Annotated in this window: 16 protein-coding genes, 1 tRNA gene and 1 pseudogene; 11 read left to right on the top strand and 7 right to left on the bottom strand. The window is 56.7% G+C overall.

The window, feature by feature from the left end:
- Positions 1–43: 43 nt before the first annotated feature.
- The 3 genes from uvrB to O2597_RS15410 form a co-directional block, all read right to left on the bottom strand.
- Entirely contained in the window at positions 44–2,110 is a 2,067-nt protein-coding gene (uvrB, locus tag O2597_RS15420; RefSeq protein ID WP_269526286.1) for an excinuclease ABC subunit UvrB, read from the bottom strand.
- Positions 2,111–2,181: 71 nt separating this feature from the next.
- Complete coding sequence (locus O2597_RS15415) at positions 2,182–2,889, bottom strand: SDR family oxidoreductase (RefSeq protein WP_269526284.1); 708 nt, start codon at positions 2,887–2,889, stop codon at positions 2,182–2,184.
- Between the two features lie 60 nt (positions 2,890–2,949).
- A complete protein-coding gene (locus O2597_RS15410) occupies positions 2,950–3,744 on the bottom strand; it encodes a metallophosphoesterase (RefSeq protein ID WP_269526283.1) in 795 nt (264 codons plus the stop codon).
- A gap of 214 nt (positions 3,745–3,958) precedes the next feature.
- Here O2597_RS15410 and O2597_RS15405 point away from each other — a divergent pair, with 214 nt between their 5' ends.
- The 8 genes and pseudogenes from O2597_RS15405 to O2597_RS18750 form a co-directional block, all read left to right on the top strand.
- The gene (locus O2597_RS15405; protein WP_345783025.1) at positions 3,959–6,220 is read left to right on the top strand and encodes a glycoside hydrolase family 3 N-terminal domain-containing protein; all 2,262 of its coding nucleotides are present in this window, start codon (positions 3,959–3,961) and stop codon (positions 6,218–6,220) included.
- Between the two features lie 714 nt (positions 6,221–6,934).
- On the top strand, positions 6,935–7,771 hold the full coding sequence (locus O2597_RS15400) for a rolling circle replication-associated protein (RefSeq protein ID WP_269526279.1): 837 nt from the start codon (positions 6,935–6,937) through the stop codon (positions 7,769–7,771).
- The gene (locus tag O2597_RS15395; protein ID WP_269526277.1) at positions 7,729–8,064 is read left to right on the top strand and encodes a hypothetical protein; all 336 of its coding nucleotides are present in this window, start codon (positions 7,729–7,731) and stop codon (positions 8,062–8,064) included. Before O2597_RS15400 ends, O2597_RS15395 begins: the two co-directional genes overlap by 43 nt.
- Before the next feature lie 272 nt (positions 8,065–8,336).
- Entirely contained in the window at positions 8,337–8,771 is a 435-nt protein-coding gene (locus O2597_RS15390) for a hypothetical protein (RefSeq protein WP_269526275.1), read from the top strand.
- Positions 8,772–8,833: 62 nt separating this feature from the next.
- On the top strand, positions 8,834–9,256 hold the full coding sequence (locus O2597_RS15385) for a hypothetical protein (RefSeq protein ID WP_269526273.1): 423 nt from the start codon (positions 8,834–8,836) through the stop codon (positions 9,254–9,256).
- A 128-nt stretch (positions 9,257–9,384) separates the two neighbouring features.
- Positions 9,385–9,786: a hypothetical protein gene (locus O2597_RS15380; RefSeq protein WP_269526271.1), complete on the top strand. Its 402-nt coding sequence runs from the start codon at positions 9,385–9,387 to the stop codon at positions 9,784–9,786.
- Positions 9,740–9,979, top strand: coding sequence for a helix-turn-helix transcriptional regulator (locus O2597_RS18675; protein WP_345783024.1), 240 nt, complete (start codon positions 9,740–9,742; stop codon positions 9,977–9,979). Before O2597_RS15380 ends, O2597_RS18675 begins: the two co-directional genes overlap by 47 nt.
- Positions 9,976–11,022: pseudogene (locus O2597_RS18750) on the top strand (tyrosine-type recombinase/integrase); the annotation flags it as partial. The gene O2597_RS18675 and the pseudogene O2597_RS18750, both read left to right, overlap by 4 nt.
- Before the next feature lie 229 nt (positions 11,023–11,251).
- Here the strand turns inward: O2597_RS18750 and O2597_RS15375 are convergent.
- Positions 11,252–11,337 (bottom strand) — tRNA-Tyr (locus tag O2597_RS15375).
- 107 nt (positions 11,338–11,444) lie between these two features.
- Here O2597_RS15375 and O2597_RS15370 point away from each other — a divergent pair.
- Entirely contained in the window at positions 11,445–13,235 is a 1,791-nt protein-coding gene (locus O2597_RS15370) for a chloride channel protein (protein ID WP_269526269.1), read from the top strand.
- Here O2597_RS15370 and O2597_RS15365 read toward each other — a convergent pair.
- The 3 genes from O2597_RS15365 to O2597_RS15355 form a co-directional block, all read right to left on the bottom strand.
- Entirely contained in the window at positions 13,232–14,086 is an 855-nt protein-coding gene (locus O2597_RS15365) for a hypothetical protein (RefSeq protein WP_269526267.1), read from the bottom strand. The genes O2597_RS15370 and O2597_RS15365 overlap by 4 nt on opposite strands.
- A 6-nt stretch (positions 14,087–14,092) precedes the next feature.
- A complete protein-coding gene (locus O2597_RS15360) occupies positions 14,093–15,013 on the bottom strand; it encodes a prepilin peptidase (RefSeq protein ID WP_269526265.1) in 921 nt (306 codons plus the stop codon).
- A gap of 98 nt (positions 15,014–15,111) precedes the next feature.
- Complete coding sequence (locus O2597_RS15355; protein WP_269526264.1) at positions 15,112–16,038, bottom strand: shikimate dehydrogenase family protein; 927 nt, start codon at positions 16,036–16,038, stop codon at positions 15,112–15,114.
- Between the two features lie 211 nt (positions 16,039–16,249).
- Between O2597_RS15355 and O2597_RS15350 the strand changes: the two genes are divergently transcribed.
- Positions 16,250–17,143 carry a UDP-2,3-diacylglucosamine diphosphatase gene (locus tag O2597_RS15350; protein ID WP_269526262.1) on the top strand — a complete coding sequence of 298 codons (894 nt, stop codon included), beginning with the start codon at positions 16,250–16,252 and terminating at the stop codon, positions 17,141–17,143.
- 249 nt (positions 17,144–17,392) lie between these two features.
- Positions 17,393–18,154 carry a DUF3450 family protein gene (locus O2597_RS15345; RefSeq protein ID WP_269526260.1) on the top strand — a complete coding sequence of 254 codons (762 nt, stop codon included), beginning with the start codon at positions 17,393–17,395 and terminating at the stop codon, positions 18,152–18,154.
- Positions 18,155–18,165 lie beyond the last annotated feature (11 nt).

The following is an 18,165-nucleotide window of genomic DNA, read 5'->3' as shown; positions in this document are numbered from 1 at the left end:
AGAATGCAAGCCAGCTCCCACCACTATCGCATTCCGCGTTAGCTCAGCGCCGCTTTTTGGGCAAGCCCTTGGCGTTGTAGACAGCTTTCGACTTTCTCGCTTTTTTCGGTTTTGCCTTCGCTGCGCCACCGGAACCACCACCATGCTTTCCGCTTTGCAGCACCTCGATCTGGTCCCGGATCAACGCCGCCTTTTCAAATTCCAGCTTGCGGGCCGCCTCCAGCATCTCCTCCTCCATCTCGGCAATGACCGAAGCCACATCGCGATCGTCGGATTCGGCCAGGCTCTGCAGCGGGTCCTCCGTCTGCTCGTAACGCTTGCCCGGAGCGTGCAGGCTCTCATCAATACTTCGCTTTACGCCGCGTGGCGTGATCCCGTGCGCCTGATTGTAAGCCAGTTGCTTCTCGCGGCGATAGCCGGTCGTTTCCAGAGTCGCCTTGATCGAGTCGGTGATGACATCCGCATAAAGAATGACTCGTCCCTTTTCGTGACGCGCCGCCCGCCCTGCGGTCTGGATCAGGCTGGTCGCGCTACGCAGAAAGCCCTCCTTGTCCGCATCGAGGATGGCAACCAGGGCCACCTCCGGCAGGTCGAGCCCTTCTCGCAACAAGTTCACCCCGACCAGCACGTCGAACTCGCCCTTGCGCAAGCGCCGCAGGATCTCCACCCGTTCGATGGCGTCGATATCCGAATGCAGGTACTCAACCTGCAGGCCGGCCTCGCGCAGGAAGTCGGTCAGGTCCTCCGACATGCGCTTGGTCAGGGTCGTCGCCAAGGCGCGCTCGCCCTGCTCGGCCGCCGCACGCACCTCCCCGATAAAGTCTTCCACCTGTCCCTTGATCGGGCGGATCTCCATCGGCGGATCCACCAAGCCCGTCGGACGAATCACCTGCTCGGCAACCATTCCGGAGACATCGTATTCGTGCTGCGCCGGTGTGGCCGACACATAAATCGTCTGGCCGGTGATCGACTGGAATTCCTCGAAAGTCTGCGGACGATTGTCGAGGGCCGAGGGCAAACGGAACCCGTACTGCACCAGACGCTCCTTCCGGGCACGGTCGCCATTGTACATCGCCCGCACCTGCGGTATGGTCACGTGGCTCTCGTCGACGAAAAGCAGGAAATCCTTGGGGAAGAAATCGATCAGGCAGAATGGACGCTCGCCCGGCTTGCGGCCGGAGAGATAGCGCGAATAATTCTCGATCCCGGTGCAAAATCCCATTTCCTGCAGCAGCTCGATATCATACTCGGTACGCATCCGGATCCGCTGCGCTTCCAGCAGCATGTTCTGCGATTCGAACCAGGCGATCCGCTCGTCCAGTTCCTCGCGTATCCCTTTCACCGCCCGCTCGATTTTATCCTTCGGCGTCACGTATTGAGTGGCCGGATACAAATGAAACATCTCCAACTTTCCACCGGTTTCGCCCGTCACAGGATCCAGCTCGAAAATACTTTCCAACTCGTCGCCCCAGAACTCGATACGGATGGCGCTCTCCATATAGGCGGGATAGACATCCACCACGTCCCCACGTACCCGGAAAGTGCCGCGCTTGAAGTCCACATCGTTGCGGTTGTATAAGACCTCGACCATCCGGGCCAGGAAATCGTCACGCGAAAGCTCCATTCCCGTCGTAAGGGGAATCATCATCTCCTTGAAATCCTCCGGCGAACCCAGACCGTAGATACAGGACACGCTGGCCACCACGATCACATCATTGCGACTGATCAACGAAGAGGACGCGGCGATCCGCAGGCGCTCGATCTCGTCGTTGATCGAGGAGTCCTTCTCAATGTAGGTGTCGGTCTGCGGGATGTAGGCTTCCGGCTGGTAGTAATCGTAGTAGCTCACAAAGTACTCCACCGCATTGCCGGGAAAGAAGGCCTTGAATTCGGAATACAACTGCGCCGCCAGGGTCTTGTTGTGCGAGATAATCAGGGCCGGGCGCTGCAGTTCCTGAATGACATTGGCCATGGTGAAGGTCTTTCCCGACCCCGTCACCCCCAACAGTGTCTGGTACTTGTTCCCCCCTCGCACCGATTCAACCAACTGCCGGATCGCCTCCGGCTGGTCCCCCTGCGGCCCGTATTCACTGCTGATCTTGAAATCCACACCCCAGAGAAAGCCATGTCTGCGCTTTCTGCAAGCGGATCGTACAGTGCGGCGCCATTGCCCGGTTGAAGCTACGTCCGATAGCTCCAGCCTTTGTCGTCGTGATAGACCATCAGCTTGGTCATCCCTCCGTCGACCGTGAGATTTTCGCCCGTAATGAAACTGCTCTTCGGATCACAGAGAAAAAGGACGGCGTTGACGATATCGGCGGGATTGCCCACGCGCCCGGCCGGGTGCTGGCCGGCATCGGCACCGTCGAATGTAGAACCGCTGGTATCGATCCATCCCGGTGAGATCGCATTGACCCGCGCCTTGCCCGCGAGCGTCACCGCCATCGCATGCGTCAGCGCACTGATGCCCCCCTTGGCCGCGGTGTAGCTTTCCGTGTCGGACTGGCTCATCCGCGAGCGGGTGGATGCAATATTCACAATGCTGGCGCCCGGATTCAGGTGCTCCATGAACAGCTGCGTCAGGTGGAAGGGCGCACTCACCCCCACCCGTAGCACATAATTGAAGTCCTCGTAGGTACAGGTCTCCAAGCCGCCCTTCGAGAGACAGGCATTGTGGACCAGGTAATCGATCGAACCATAGTCCGCGATCACTTTGCCCGCAAAGGACCGAAGCACCTCGGCATCGGCGATATCACCCACAAAATAGTCATTGTCCTGCCGGTCGATGGTGCAGACCGAGACTCCCTGTGCGGCAAAGGCTTCACAAATCGCCTTTCCGATCCCCTGTGCGCCCCCGGTGACAACTGCGACTTTTGAGCTTTCTTTCATCTTCTTGACGAATCCGAATACCCTGACGGCCTTTTGAAATCAATTGGATTCGAACCGATCTTATACCGAGTCCAACAGGGACGCTCCCAACCAGGACTCCGGCCAAATGCGCAACTGCACCTCCCCATGCTCCACCACAGCATAGGCCGCCTGCGCGAAGTCGATGCAGAACGACTTGCCCTTCTCATGCGGACTCGGACAGCGGGTATGCCCGACAATTTGAGGCAGCTCCAAGGCATCCTCAAACTCCTGGTTCCAATCCAGCCAAATGGGCCCGCCATAGGGAAGCAGTCCGCCCCGGGCCCGCCCCGCCGCAAAAATCGGATTCTCGGATTCCTTGTAGATATTTCGCATCGCCTTTTTCCACTGCTGCCGCAACCAGCGATACCGCGCCCCCCGGTCCGGCAGCTCCGAAGGCCACCAGTCCGGATGCACTCCTGCGTGCGAGAACAGCCAGCCGTCAAGCAAGACCGCGACTTCAAGCCCACGCCAAAACTCGGCATCCCAGATTGCATTGATGATTTCAGCACGTTCCAAGGTCGTCTGCGGCAGCCAACTCCCGATGATCTGGTTCGGCCGCCCCCGCTTGCGCAGACAAGCCGGCCGCAAGGCATAGTAAGGGAGATCGTGGTTGCCGCAGATCAGGTGCAGCTTGTCTCCGAGAATCTCCTTCATCCCGACCAGCGTACCCGCCATTTGCTTCAGATTGTCCGCGTCGGGATTCACCTCGCCATGCGGGTCGAAGTAGTCCCCCAGACAGATCACCTTGTCGAACTCCGCCGTATCCTCGACTGCGAGGATGTATTTCAGGAAACCAAGGTTCTCATGCAGATCCGGGATAACGAGTAGTTTCATTCAAGCTTGGGTTAGAGATCGGGGCACACTCGGAATGAGACGTGCCTGCGTTCAGCTATCATACACTGCTGTCAAGCCCGCTTCGATACTATTCGACGACCCGTCCATAAAATCCAAATCAGAAGGCCCGCTTTGACGGAATAAACATCCAAGTCCGCAACTTCGAGCTTGATGCTTTCACCTAAGCGTGAACCCTCTGATCAAACGTTGCATCATGAATCGAGCCATGCCTGAAATTTACAAAAACCCAAGCGCAGACCTCCAAGCGCGGATCGACGATCTGCTCGCACGCATGACGCTGGAAGAAAAAGTGGGCCAGTTGATGCAGCTGGACGGCGGACGCCTTGATCTGGACCACATCATCCACCGTCAGCACGTGGGCTCCCTCCTCCACTGCCAGAACGAACGCGCACTGGAAGCGATCGAAATGGCCGCCAAGACCCGCTTGGGGATACCGCTGCTCTTCGGGGACGATTGCATCCACGGACACTCCTTTCATCCGGGTGCAACGATTTTCCCGACCCAACTCGCCATGGCGAGCAGTTGGAATTCTGAATTGATCGAGGCAAGCGCACGGGTCACCGCCAAAGAGGTCTGCCTGACTGGGCTCAAGTGGACCTTCTCCCCGGTCCTCTGCCTCACCCGCGACCTGCGCTGGGGCCGTGTCGGCGAAACCTTCGGAGAGGACCCCTACCTAATCGGCGAATTTGCCTGCGCCATGATACGCGGCTACCAGGGCAAGGGCCTGACCGACCCGGAGGCAATCCTGGCCTGCGCCAAGCACTACGCAGGCTATTCCGAAACACAGGGTGGCCGCGACGCATCGGAAGCCGACCTCAGCCGGCGCAAGTTGCTCTCCTACTTTCTGCCACCGTTCGAACGGGCGGCCAAATCAGGCTGCCTCTCCTTCATGACCGGCTACCAGTCCATCGAGGGCCAACCCTCCACCGCAAATCGCTGGTTGCTGCATGAGGTACTGAAAGAACAATGGGGCTTCGACGGCGTGCTCGTAACCGACTGGGATAATGTTGGACGCATGCACTGGGAGCAGAAAATCGTCCCCGACATCAAGGAAGCCGCGGCACTCGCGATCAAGAGCGGCAACGACCTGATGATGTCGACCCAGAGCTTCTTTGAAGGCGCACAGGACGCCTGCCGTGAAAGTCTGGTTTCGGAAGCCGAAATCGACGAGGTGGTCAAACGGGTGCTATCCGTCAAATTCCGTATGGGACTCTTTGAGGATCCGGGCCGTCCGGATCTCGAAAAGCAAGCGCTAGTCATCGGCTGCGAGGCCCACCGCAAGGTCAACGAAGCCATGGCCCGCGAATCCCTCATCCTCCTGCAAAACGACGGCCTGCTTCCGCTCGATTCGAAGGCGCTCAAAAAGATCGCCGTGATCGGCCCCAACGCCGACGACGCCCAAACCCAACTCGGCGACTGGGCCGGGGCTAGCGGACAAGTCGAGTGGATTGCGGACGGGCACCCACGGGCCTGTACCGTGACCGTGCTGGACGGGATCCGTCGCTTCGCCCCAGAAGGCTGTGAAGTCAGCTACCGGATAGGGGCCGATATCACCGCAAGAGCGGTAACGGAGGAGGATGCTTACGATGACGGACAGGTCCGGCGCAGCGGCAATGTGATGGCCGATCCGGACCCGGCTATGATTGAAGCCGCGGTCAAGGAGGCCGAAGGCGCGGATGTCGCGGTTGTTGTCGTAGGCGACAACATCAACCTGATCGGCGAGCAACGCTCGACCGCTACCCTGGAACTTCAGGGCGGCCAGCTCGAACTGCTTCAGGCGCTCTCCAAGACGGAAACCCCGATGGTGGTCGTGCTGATCAACAGCAAGCCTCTCGTCCTGCCCAAGTCCGTGCAGGAGGCTGCCGCCATCATCGAAGTCTTCAATCCCGGGATGATGGGAGGCCAGGCAATCGCAGAAGCGATCTTCGGAGCGTTCAACCCCTCCGGCCGCCTGACCATCTCGATCCCCTTCCATGTCGGCCAACAGCCAATCTTCTACAGCCAGGTGAGAGGCCAGCACGGCAACCGCTACGCCGACCTGACGCAAGAACCGCATTTCGCATTCGGCTATGGTCTCAGCTACACCAGTTTTGCCTATTCGGAACTGAAAATCGATAATACAGGCCCCCTGACAGAGAGTGACACGTTGCAATTCAGCGTCTGCGTGACAAACACCGGCAGCCGTGCCGGACGGGAAACCGTGCAGGCCTATGTGTCCGACCTGGTGACCTCTGCCACCTGGGTGAACAAGGAGCTCAAGGCATACAAGCAAGTGGACCTGGAACCGGGCGAACAACAGTGCGTCGAGCTCAGCCTGCCGGTTGCCAGCTGCAGCATGGTCAACCTCGACTGCCAACGCGTGGTCGAACCCGGTGATTTCGAACTGCAGGTCGGCTCCAGCAGCCGCGATGTCGACCTGCTCAAGCAAACCTTCACCGTAGTCGCCGGCCACTAAACCAACGGAGGCAGGGCGTCCCGCCCTGCATACACTCGACCCAGGCATAAGAAAGCCCCTTCGGTCTCGAAGGGGCTTAATGCCAAAGTGGTGGTGGGAGCCGGATTGGCTCGCTACGCTCGGTCCTGCGGACCCATCCCTAGGGGATGCCCCATCTCCGCTGCGCTCCGTCGAACCAGCAGCTGGTCCTCATCCGGCTCAACGGGCATAAGAAAGCCCCTTCGGTCTCGAAGGGGCTTAATGCCAAAGTGGTGGTGGGAGCCGGATTCGAACCATCTCCCCAAAACGCGCAAAGCCTTGATAATAAGCAACAAGACTCCAGCCCAAAAGAGCCTTGGACTGATATAGGGACTGATCCAGCCCTAGCCCGCGTAAATACTGCGTGGAAAGACCTATCGGAGACCTTGAAGGCGGCGATTCTGTTGATCGTCGAATCAGCGGAACGAAAGGAGGACAAGTGATTGCTTCCATTTCAAGACTTCCGAGCAAGGTTGACACTCTCCCCACCTGTATGAATGGAACTTCATACAAAGATATAAGACACATTTCCGAGATCATCAGACAGGATCTCGCGAACCAGTTGCCTAGTGGGGCTGGAACGGTGCCCGAAGGGCAGGCTTTAGCGACAGCGGCCCGTGATTGCTTGCAATCTATCTCGCGGGCAAAGCCAGTGGAAGGGGGCCCCACGGCCGACAAGGTAGAAAGGCCCAAAGAGTGAAAACCACCTACCTAAAACCTTTCGTTCCCACCTCATGGTTTCACCCCGTTGGCATTTACAAGGTCCTTAAGCGCTTCTGGGATCGCTTACCCAACGTAGCTGGCTGCCTCTTTGCCACCTTCACCATCGACCGTGAAGCCATGCGCGCCCAAGGCTACGGCCCCTCCGAGGCCTTCGATATTACCCGCGACCGAATCCGCAAAATCTTCTACGAGCTGCGCCAAGGCGTCGAATGGAAAGGCAAGCTCTACAAGATCAACTCGGAATACTGCACGAAGGTCGAATTCCACAGCGACGAAGAAGGCTGGCCCCACTTTCACTGCATCTGGCTGACCCGTCGATTCGTGCCGGCTGAGTTGCTCGCCCACCTCTGGAGCTACGGACGAACCAACGTCAAGCGGATCAAAAACGACGATTTTCACTACCTGCTCAAATACGTCTGCAAGGGCGGACAAATCCCCGAGTGGGTGCAAGACCGCAAACGCCTGCGCATCTTCCAGCCCTCACGCGGCTTCCTCAAACCAGACCCCAACAAGCGGGAAACTAAAAAGAAGGAAACCGAAGGCCTGAAACGCCACACAAGCACGCTCCGTGAACGCCTCAACAAGTGGGAGCGTCTCGCCCTCATCGTGACCGAAAACACCGAGAAAGCCTACAAGGAAGTCCGGCAGGTCATTCTATACGCTCCATTCAAAAGCATTTTCGACCGTCTGATTCTCTCAGTCGCCCTAGATGGTCGATACATGGGCGACCATAAAATCAAAATCAATAAACCAAAGGAACTATATCCATGGATACTAAACCTGCATCAAAACCCGCTACCAACCGACTAGAACAAAACGGCCTCTTCGTTCGTGGTGTAGCGATCTCAAACACCGCCCTCAAGATCACCAAGAAAGACGGGGGCATTCTAGCCCTAGTGAAGCATGAACTGGCTCTCGAGCCCGGCACAATCGTGCTGCAACAGTTCATCGACCCGAAGGACAACCCGCAAATCTCCATCGAAGGCGACCAAGTGACCAGATTCCCCAAGCTGGAGCTCTACAAGCCCTATATGGCTAAGGTTGGACGCATGGAGGAAATTCGAGGGCAGCAGACCGCGACCTCTTGGGAAGCCATAGTCTAGTAGTAGCAAAGCAAAAGAGGCCCCACGACGGAGGCACACGCGGCGCGTGTGCCCCGCCGTGAGGCCCTTTCCTTGTTTACACAGTTAATAATTGTCCCAGAGGCTCAGACCGCTCTCCCTCTAACCCCCTTTAGGTTTGCAATTGCTCTGCCACGTTACTAGGATCGTCTTCGTTAATACGAACAAGGCTGAAAACAACGCCGCTTCGCGGTCGTGATTTCGCCTGTTCGTAAGATTTTTAAGTGTGACCTATAATACTGTTCGATGAAAGAATGAAGAAAGCAATATCAGCATTAACCATACTCATCGTTTCAGTGGTTCGCAGTGCTGAGCTGCCGATATCAATCAAAGCTCTTATTCCGCGACATGCTGACATAACATGGCAGTCCACAATCGAACGGGATGAAAAAGAAAAAATATCGGTCTTCTACTGTCTGCCAAAGTTAGGCAGGAATGACGTCGCTAAGTATCTTGAGATTTTTGAGCTAGAAGGGGATGGTGCTGCGAAGCGATTAGACCGGATCTACCTTGGAGGCCGGGGAGCATGCTCAATCGATGAAATTAAAGAGAATGGAGAGGCGATACTTATCCATGTCCGAGAGCATCAAGGTTCTGATTCGATCTCCACACCCACTAAAGAAGCAATAATTACCATTAGATACAGGGCCCTCCCAATCTCGATCTCCAAGACTTACACAAATGAATGATCGAACAATAGGAGGTGATCAACGGCTGAAGCCGTGCTCACTCCAAACGTTCGAAGAAAGAAATGAATCGTAACCCATTCAGAAAAGCCCATCTTGCCTATTGGGTAATCACACTTGTTGGGCTGACTTACTTCTTCTACTTCTACACAAGCACCCATCCTAAGATTCCAACAGCCATCACAGAGGAGGTTGAAAAAAGGATAAAAGAAGGAGGGGAAGAATACTTGAAGTCTATCCCTGTTCATGATCCACATAACATACTGAATGAAAATGAATCCTTCAGGGTTACTCGATTTGATGACCGTATGGACATTCTCACTGTCTCATTCAGGCATAAGGAAATAAAGAACCTAACGGCACTGATAAGCTTCGGACGCTTTGGGGAACTCGAACCAACCATCGCATTCGGATTGATTAAAACTGGGTTCGAACCAAGCGGTGGTATCAACTCCGTTCGCGCTGCTCACTCCGAAGATACACCTTAACGTTAGGCAACGAGCAGAAACCCATCGGTTAAGCGCTGGCACTCTTAGCATTCAAAAGCATACGAGAAGCTTACAAGACACATGTTTAATTCGTTGACAATGCTTAATCAGCTTATTCATTTCAACGAATGAAAAACAAAAAAAGACCGCCTAGCCCCCAAGAACTTCTCAAAGAGGCAGAAGAAACTTTCACCACGCCTGACCTAAGGTCCTATGCAGATGTGATCATGACATTGCGGGATAAGGGTCTATCTTGGCGCAATATTGCCAGTTGGCTTTGTGAACGAAACATCGAGTGCACCTACAACGAGGTCTATTACATCGGACGCCAAGTAGCACTCGATCAGGCGGCCAGAGAGGCAGAACGCCAGAAGTTCATTGAAGAACACGGCTTTGACCCATGGGCCGAGGAAGAGGATGACTCACAGTTTGAGCATGATCCCGTCGAAGCACTCCGGCGAAAGCTAGACAGGGAAAAGGAAGATGAGGATCGCTTTAGTGAAGAGGAGGACAACCAATTCCATGAATAGCCCATCCGATCGCCTGCTACGTATCGAGGAACTCATTGAACGTCTGAGTATTTCTCGCCGAAGCATCTACCGATTGATTGCTGATGGAGAATTCCCACGTCCGATCCCAATAGGAAGAGCAGCACGCTGGTGCTTGAGTGACGTTGAAAATTACCTCGAAAGACTCAAACAACAAAGAAGCCTAGCAAAATGACCGTCCGGAAGCGCACACGTCGAATAAAAGGGAAGCTAGTATACGATCGTAATTACACTGGCTTCTTCTGCCTACCTTGGGAGTTCAAGGAGCGCAGTGTCGCGCTTAAGACCTCGGATAAGCAAATTGCAGAAAAGCGTCTCCGCGAATACGTCAACGTCCTAGAACGTGAGCGGGAAGGTGAGGACATCCCCTCGCACCTCTGGGGCGCTCCCAAGAAGGAAATCACTGCCCTTCTTATTGAATACCTCGAACTGCTAGAATCCAAGGAACGAGGGGAAAAGCACATCAACGGAGTTCGCGTGCATATAGAACGGCTTATCAAGGAATGCAGATGGACCTCCGTCGACTCGATCAGCCAACGCACCTTTGAAGCTTGGCTCGCCTCCAATCCCCTCACCCTTCGAACCGAGAAGCCACTTTCAGCCAAGACAAAGAAGGAGTACCAAAGCGACCTTCAAGCCTTCTCCTCATGGCTCACAACTAGCCGCATTCTCAAGGAAGACCCGCTTAAGTATCTCAAGCCGATTAAGACCAAGGGCAAAGAAACCAAGAAGCGCCGAGTCTGGACCTTCGAAGAAGTCAGCCAGTTTCTGGCAACTCGCCCTGGTGGCAAAGTCGATTACCGGAGCGCTGTCTTGCTTCTATTCAAAACCTCCCTCCGCAAATCTTCCCTGCAAAACCTGCTCTGGGCTGACGTGCACATAGACACGGATTCGCCTTACATCGAGATAAGGGCCGAGAACAATAAGAACGGGGAACGCCTTGTTCGTCACATCGATTTGGAAACAAAAGAAATCTTTGAGGCCATGCGCCCCGTAGACTGGAAGCCTGAGAACAAGGTCCTCCCCTACAAGATTCCCAATACGACCCGCCTACAAAAGGACCTGAAGGCCCTCGACATCCCATATTGGACTGAAATCGGCCAAATCGACTTCCACGCCTTCAGGCACACAACCGCCACACTTTTCTCCCAGATCGGAGCCCCTACCGCGTTCGTCCAAATGCTCCTAGGCCACAAGACAAGGGCCATGGCGGACCGCTACACCGTAAAGAACGGCTTAGACTTTAGCGGCGAGTTGTCTAAGCTAGAGCCCGTTTTTAAGGACAGAAAATGGACCGGTATATGGACTGATTCTCCAGACTTTTCGGGTCATTCGGAGGCACAAGCTGACACAAGAGAAGGCCCCTTCGAAAATTCGCAAGTCGTTGCTGCTGGCACGTCTAGGCATAAGAAAGCCCCTTCAGTCTCGAAGGGGCTTAATGCCAAAATGGTGGTGGGAGCCGGATTCGAACCAGCGAACTCGTACGAGAACAGATTTACAGTCTGCGTGCTTTGGCCGCTTGCATATCCCACCGGTTGGAGGAAAAGCGAGGACTGTAGAGCCGGAGAGAAGCTTGCCAAGTCATTTTTTTGAATTTCTTCCGTGCATTTGTGTTTCTCTTTTGCCTAGCTGGAAAACTTATGCCGCGTGAACCGTTTAGTTTGAAGAATCTGCCAAACTGGATGCGGGGCCGTTTTGATGACGCGCAACGTTTCCTGATGCTCTGCATCTGTGCCGGGGTAATCTGCGGCTTGATCGGAGTCAGTTTCCACCTAGCCATCCACTTCGTGTTTGAGGGACTCTTCGAGCTTTACGAGGGATTTGGGATGGGGGTCTGGTCCTATCTGGCGATGGCTTTCTCCCCGGCGGTCGCCGGTTTGATCGTGGGATTGATGATCCGCTACGTTTCCCCGACCGCCAGTGGTTCGGGGATTCCGCAGACCAAGGCGGCCTATTACCAGAAGTTCGGGGTGATCAAGATATCCGAAGCCTTCTGGCGCTTCATCATCGGCACGATTTCGGTGGGCATGGGGAACACCCTGGGCCGTGAAGGCCCGACCGTCCATATCTGCAGCGCGGTCTCCTCCAAACTCGGACGAATCTTCGGTCTGGGCAAATTGCGGGTGCAGGCCATGGTCCCGGTCGGGATGGGCGCCGGCATCTCCGCAGCCTTTAATGCGCCGGTCGCGGCCATTACGTTCGTCTTTGAAGAGCTGCTGGACAATTTCAGTAGTAAGGCCCTCGGGGGGATCCTCATTGCCGTGGTGGTCGCCGCGGTCGTGGAACGCACCTTCCTCGGCGAGCACGGCGCCCTTCAGGCCGACAACGAGTTCTTCCATACGTCCTGGTGGATGCTGGTCTGCCTGCTGCTCGGCCCCGCCGCCGCACTGCTGGGACATGCCTTTACCAGCATGCTCCTCTGGCTCCGGGCCCGCTTCAAGCAATGGCAACAAATGCCCTCCTACCTGAAACCGGCTCTCGGCGGCCTCAGCGTCGGTCTGTTCGGGATCTCGGTCCTGGTACTGAGCAATGGCCACCACGGCGTCTTCAGCATCGGTTATGACGACTTGAACGGCGCCCTCAACGGCGAGTTGGTCTGGAAGGTACTCCTCTTGCTCCTGGTCGGCAAATTCTTCGCCACCATCATCTGCTACGCCTCCGGTGCCAGCGGTGGTATTTTCGCCCCCGTCCTCTTTATCGGCAGTATGCTGGGCGGCCTCTTCGGGGTCGCGCTCGTTCATTTCGGCGGTGTGGACCCCCATGTGCAGGCCGGCACCGCCCTGCTCGGCACCGGCGCCTTTTTTGCCGCAGTCATTCGCTGTCCCATGACTTCAATCCTGATCATCTTCGAGATGACCCGGAACTACTCCCTCATCCTGCCCCTGATGGTCGGCAACCTACTGGCCTACGTCATCTCAGCCAAGCTGCGCCCCATCCCGATCTATGACGCGCTGCTCATACAGGACGGGATCAGTCTCAAGAAACTGCCGGCCTACCGCGGCGAGCAGGACTGGCGCAACCTCCCGGTCAGTACCATCATGACCCACGACAGCCGGGTCGCGATCGGTGTCTATAACGCAGTCGAAAACCTTGAAAGCATTCTGGACGGCGATCACAAGCACCACGGCTATCCGGTGGTCTCGGACCTGAACAGCCAAACCCTGATCGGCATGATCACCCACCACGAGATGGAGGAAATGAAGGCCTCAGGCGACGAACGACCGATTTCCGAAATCGTCATGGAGCAAAAGATCATCGCCATCCATCCGGACGATTCCATCCGCGATGCGGCCAACACCCTGGTCTTGAAGGATGTCCTGCAAGCTCCGGTGGTCAGCCGGAAGCACCCGACCAAGCTGCTCGGCATCGTCACCCTGCACGATATCGCACGCCAGCAGAACGCGATCGAGGAATCGATGGAACGCGACTAGCCCCCAAAGAGCAGGCCCCGATTGAACTCCGCGGTAAAATCGGACAGCTCCCCCTCGTAGTTGAGGATGAAGCTGCTCATGTTGCGCTTGTCCACCTCACGGGCGTCGATAAAGAAGCGGTAGGCCAGTTCCTGCGCGTCATAGGTATGGTCGAGCATACTGCCAACCAGTTGATCGAGGTCGCCCCGGGTCTGCTCCGAGAAATGGCAGATCGTAGCCAGACGTTTGGCCCAGTTAACCTGAGCCGCCTGCTCTTCCCCCACTTTGACCATCTGGCTCAAGGCCGCCGCAAAGGTCACAAGCACACGGGTCTGGCGATTATTCCGGAGTTTCGGAGACGCATGCCAGTAGCTTCGGAAGGCTTGGAGAAAATAGGGCTGCTCAAGAAAGCGGGCAAAGTCGGCTTCACGTTCCGACAGAGGCGCCTGCCGGATGCCGGCGATACGCTGGCTGGCATTGCGCTGCCCCGCCAACCAGGACTTGATCCGGCTATAGCCCTTGGGCACGACAAAGCCCCGCATCAGGCTATGGGACGCCGCCGTCTCGCGCAAAAACTCGGGCAACAGGGCAAGGATGTCATTCCGGTAGCGCACGACATCGTGCGGCGTCAGCAGGTATTGCTCGATCCTCGACAAAATGGAACGTTCTTCCTGGGCGGAGGGCGGTCCCTCTTCATACAGTTCAAGCTTCCAGCGTGTACGCTCGCTCAGACCTGACTCCTCCCGGATCCACTCCTGAAGCAGTGTCCAGTCCTTGTGCGCATGCGTGCTCCGCAACTCCCAGCACAGGCAGTACGCCATCGCCGCAATCAAGAAGTCTTCGGTATCGGGATCCTGCGGTGTCGTCGGCATCCGCTCTTATTTCCCCAAGAATGTGGCCGCAAACTCGACGAAGTACGCGTCCACATAAGGTTCCAACCAAAGAAAATAAAGCCCACCGGCCACCGCCAACATGGGACCAAAGGGTACCTGAGCCCCGAAGGCCACGCTCTCGTCGGCCTCCTCCCCTTCTCCGTCCTCTGCTTCCGCCGCTTCCTGGCCGTGACCGAGCAGGCGCGCGACCAGAAGGACCGGCAACAGGACAATCGAGCCGATAAAGGCCCCGCCAAACATCGCGAAGACCGCGCCCTGCCAGCCGCAAAAGGCCCCGATAAAGCCGACGAACTTCACGTCGCCCTCGCCCATGGCCGGCTTGCGGAAGACAATTTCGCCGAGCACCGAGATCCAGTACACGAGCCCCGCCCCAATTAACGCCCCCGTCAGCGAAATGACGCCGGACTGGATGTTGGCCAGCACAGGGGGACCTTCCACCGCATGCAGCGAAGGCACGCAAACAGAGAGCAGGACGCCGAGTACCATGCCTCCAATCGAAAAACGGTCCGGGATAATCATATGATCCAGATCGATAAAGGTCGAACAGACCAGGAACGACAGGAACAGCATGCCAATCAGCGCGGGAAGCGGCGGATGCGTCAGCCAACTCATGCCGAAGAGCATAGCGGTCATCAATTCGATGACCGGGTAGCGGACGCTGAATTTTTCACCGCAACAGCTAGCCCGTCCGAGTAGGATCACCCAACTGAGAATCGGAATATTGTGATACCAGGGGATCGGCTTGCCACAGGCACAGGTGGAGCCGGGATATACCACCGAGCGGCCCGCAGGGATGCGGTAAATACAGACATTCAGGAAACTGCCCCATATCGCCCCGCCGAGAAAAGCGAGCAGGGTAAAGAACCAGGGAAAATCTTCGTTAATGAATTCTAAGGTCTCCAACATGATTGGCGGGTAAATCTAGGCCTTTGGCAGGCCACTCCAAAAAGTCAGCCCTTGTGTAAGATGAAAAGCATGAAACTTGGCGATTTCCTGCGTCACGGTCAATAGCGGGGCGGCAAGCCCAAGGCGTGACAGGCGGCCGACATCATGGCACGCGCATCCACCTCCGCATGCGACCAGATTTCAAGGGAACGCGCCCCCTGGTGGACCAGCATGGAAAGCCCGTTGGCCACGGCCATACCCCGGGCCGCAGCCGCCTTCAACAAGGTCGTGCGCGCCGGATTGTAGATCATGTCATAGACGACCCAGCCGGCCGGAATCTTGTTCATCTCGATCGGAGCCGGATCTTCCGGCTTCAGCCCCAGCGAGGTCGCATTCACCAGGACCCCAGTCTCCGGCAGGTCCGCAGGTGGTGATGCCAGCGCAAATGCCTCGGCCCGTCCTCCGTCCGGCATCCCGGAAAGCACGTCCATCAAACCCTGCAAACGGTCCGGACTGCGGTTGCCAATGTAGAGGCGCTCGCAACCGTCGTTCAGGCACTGCACCGCGGCCGCACGCGCGGCCCCGCCCGACCCAAGCAGAATCACCGTCGCTCCCTGGAGACGGGCCCCCAGGTCTTCCGCGAGTCCGTTGCGCAGGCCGTAGCCGTCCGTATTGAATCCGTCATAGCCGAATTCGTCCCAGACCAGCGTATTGACCGCGCCCATGCGCTCGGCATCGGGAGAGATCCCTTTGATCAAACCAAGGGCGTCCACCTTGTGGGGAATGGTCAGGTTCAAACCGAGAAAGTTGTGCTGGTGAAAGAGCGGTAGAGCTTCCGGCAAGTCCTCCGGCCGCACATCAAATCGATAGTAGGCCCAGTCCGCGAAACGGGAATCCTGCGCGCGCAACTTGGCGATCGCGGCGTTGTGCATGGCCGGACTGACTGAATGCTTCACCGGATGCCCGAGTACCGCCAATGCGGTGCCGCTGAACCGGGTCTTGCCAAGATCTTCAAGTGTATAGGTACGTTCCGTGTCTGCCGTCATATCGTTTACGCGTCTGCTTCGTCCCAGAAGGAACCAGTTCGGGAAGGATTACGACACGAAAACGACATCCAATCCGCCTCCAAAAGCCCCAAATTCGTTACGGAAAGGTGACGCGCGTTTCAGCCAAGTAACATCCTTGGCCGCTGTAACAATAGACTTTGACCGCGCCCTGTCACGCTGCCTATAAACCGGCCCCGTAACACAGACCAGCGTGAAAAAGACAACTCTCAGTTACCGAACGATCTTCCTCTCCGATGTGCACCTCGGCACGTTGGATTGCAAGATCGACGAAGTGAACCACTTCCTGAAGCACACGCACTGCGACACCCTCGTCCTCAACGGCGATATTATCGACGGGTGGAGCTTGGCGCGCAAAGGCGGGTGGACCGAGCAACACACCCGCTTCATCCGCCTGGTCCTGAAGAAGCTCGAAAAGCGCGGCACCGAAGTGATCTACCTGCGGGGCAACCACGACGATGTCCTGAGCCGCTTCCTTCCGCTCTTCTTCGGCAAGCTCCGTATCGTCAACGAATATATCTTCAAGGGCGCCCGGGGCGACTACCTGGTCGTGCACGGGGACGGCTTCGACGCCGTGACCATGAACCACAAGTGGCTCGCCATCCTCGGCGATATCGGCTACCAGTCACTCCTCCGTATCAACCGCTTCTATAACAAGTACCGCTCATGGCGGGGCAAGGAGTACTTCTCCCTCAGCAAGGCCATCAAGGCCCGAGTCAAGTCCGCCGTCAGCTTTGTCGGCAACTACGAGGAGCAGCTCCAGAATTTTGCCCGCAAACGCAACTGCCAGGGCATCATCTGCGGACACATCCATACGCCGGACAACAAGATGATCGGCGATGTCCACTATTTGAATTCCGGCGATTGGGTCGAGTCCCTCACCGCGATTGTCGAGGATGACGAAGGCCGGCTCGAAGTCATCGGATACAAGGACTTCTGCCAACACCTCGAGGAAAAGGCCCGGCTGAAAGCGCTCAAGAAGCTTAAGAAGAGTGAAGATCTTCCCGAGCCGGAACCGGTCGAAGAGGACGACCTCGACCTGCCTCTGACACCAACCGCTCAGTTTCTCGCCCAAACGGCCAGCTGAGTCCGGGAGGGTAAGGGTAGCCAGAGCCGAGAATGCGCAAACTTGCATTGGGCCTTTACTTTATTGAGAACGTGTCTCATCTTTTGAGACATGAACATACTGCAGGCGGCACCGGCCGTTCATTTCTCCATTCTTTGCCAGACAATAAGCAACGATACACGCACTCGTAACATTTGAAACAAAAGCTTAACCTAGAGGTGCTTTCATTGAAATGCGCTTTCTGCTACTGCAACCCACTTCAAGACGAATATGAAAACTAGATTTTTAATCGGCATCACCCTCGGCACCTGTGCGGCAGCACTGAGCGCCTGGGGGCAAAGCAATCCCGAGGACACGCGCGACGTCCTGAATAAATGGGTGGAAACTCGTCAAATCATCTCGAAGGAGAAGAGCGACTGGCGCGTGGAGCAATCCATCCTACAGGACACGAAGCAGCTTCTGGGCAGTGAGCTGGAGCGACTGGATCAAGCCCTGGCGGATCTCGAAGCATCCGCCACTGCGGCCGACGAGGACCGCAGTTCGCTGGCCGCCGAAAAGGAAACACTCAACGCCGCTTCCGCGGTCGTACAAGCCAACATCGGGGAGTTGGAGACTCAGGTGAAATCGATTCTCCCCACCCTGCCCGAACCGCTGCTTGAGAAACTCAAGCCACTCATCCGCCGACTGCCCGACGATCCGGCCAAGACCGAACTCTCCCTCGGGGAGCGCGTGCAGAACATCGTGGGTATCCTCAGCCAGGCCGACAAGTTCAACACCACGATTACGCTCAGCAGCGAGTCCCGCGAGATCGAAGGCGGCAAGCTGGTACAGGTCAGCACGCTCTACTGGGGCCTTGCCCAGGCCTACTACGTGGACGACTCCGGCGACTATGCCGGCATCGGCTACCCCGGAACCGGTGGTTGGGAGTGGCCCCGCATCGAAGGCGCCGGGCCGCAGATCCGCCGCCTCCTTGATATTTACGAAGGAACCGAAGACATCCAGTTCGTCGAAGTCCCGGCACGTATCCAATAATTGACTACAAC

This window comes from Coraliomargarita parva (assembly GCF_027257905.1).
Taxonomy (GTDB): Bacteria; Verrucomicrobiota; Verrucomicrobiia; order Opitutales; family Coraliomargaritaceae; genus Coraliomargarita_A; species Coraliomargarita_A parva.
This window is presented reverse-complemented; position numbering and strand designations above follow the sequence as displayed.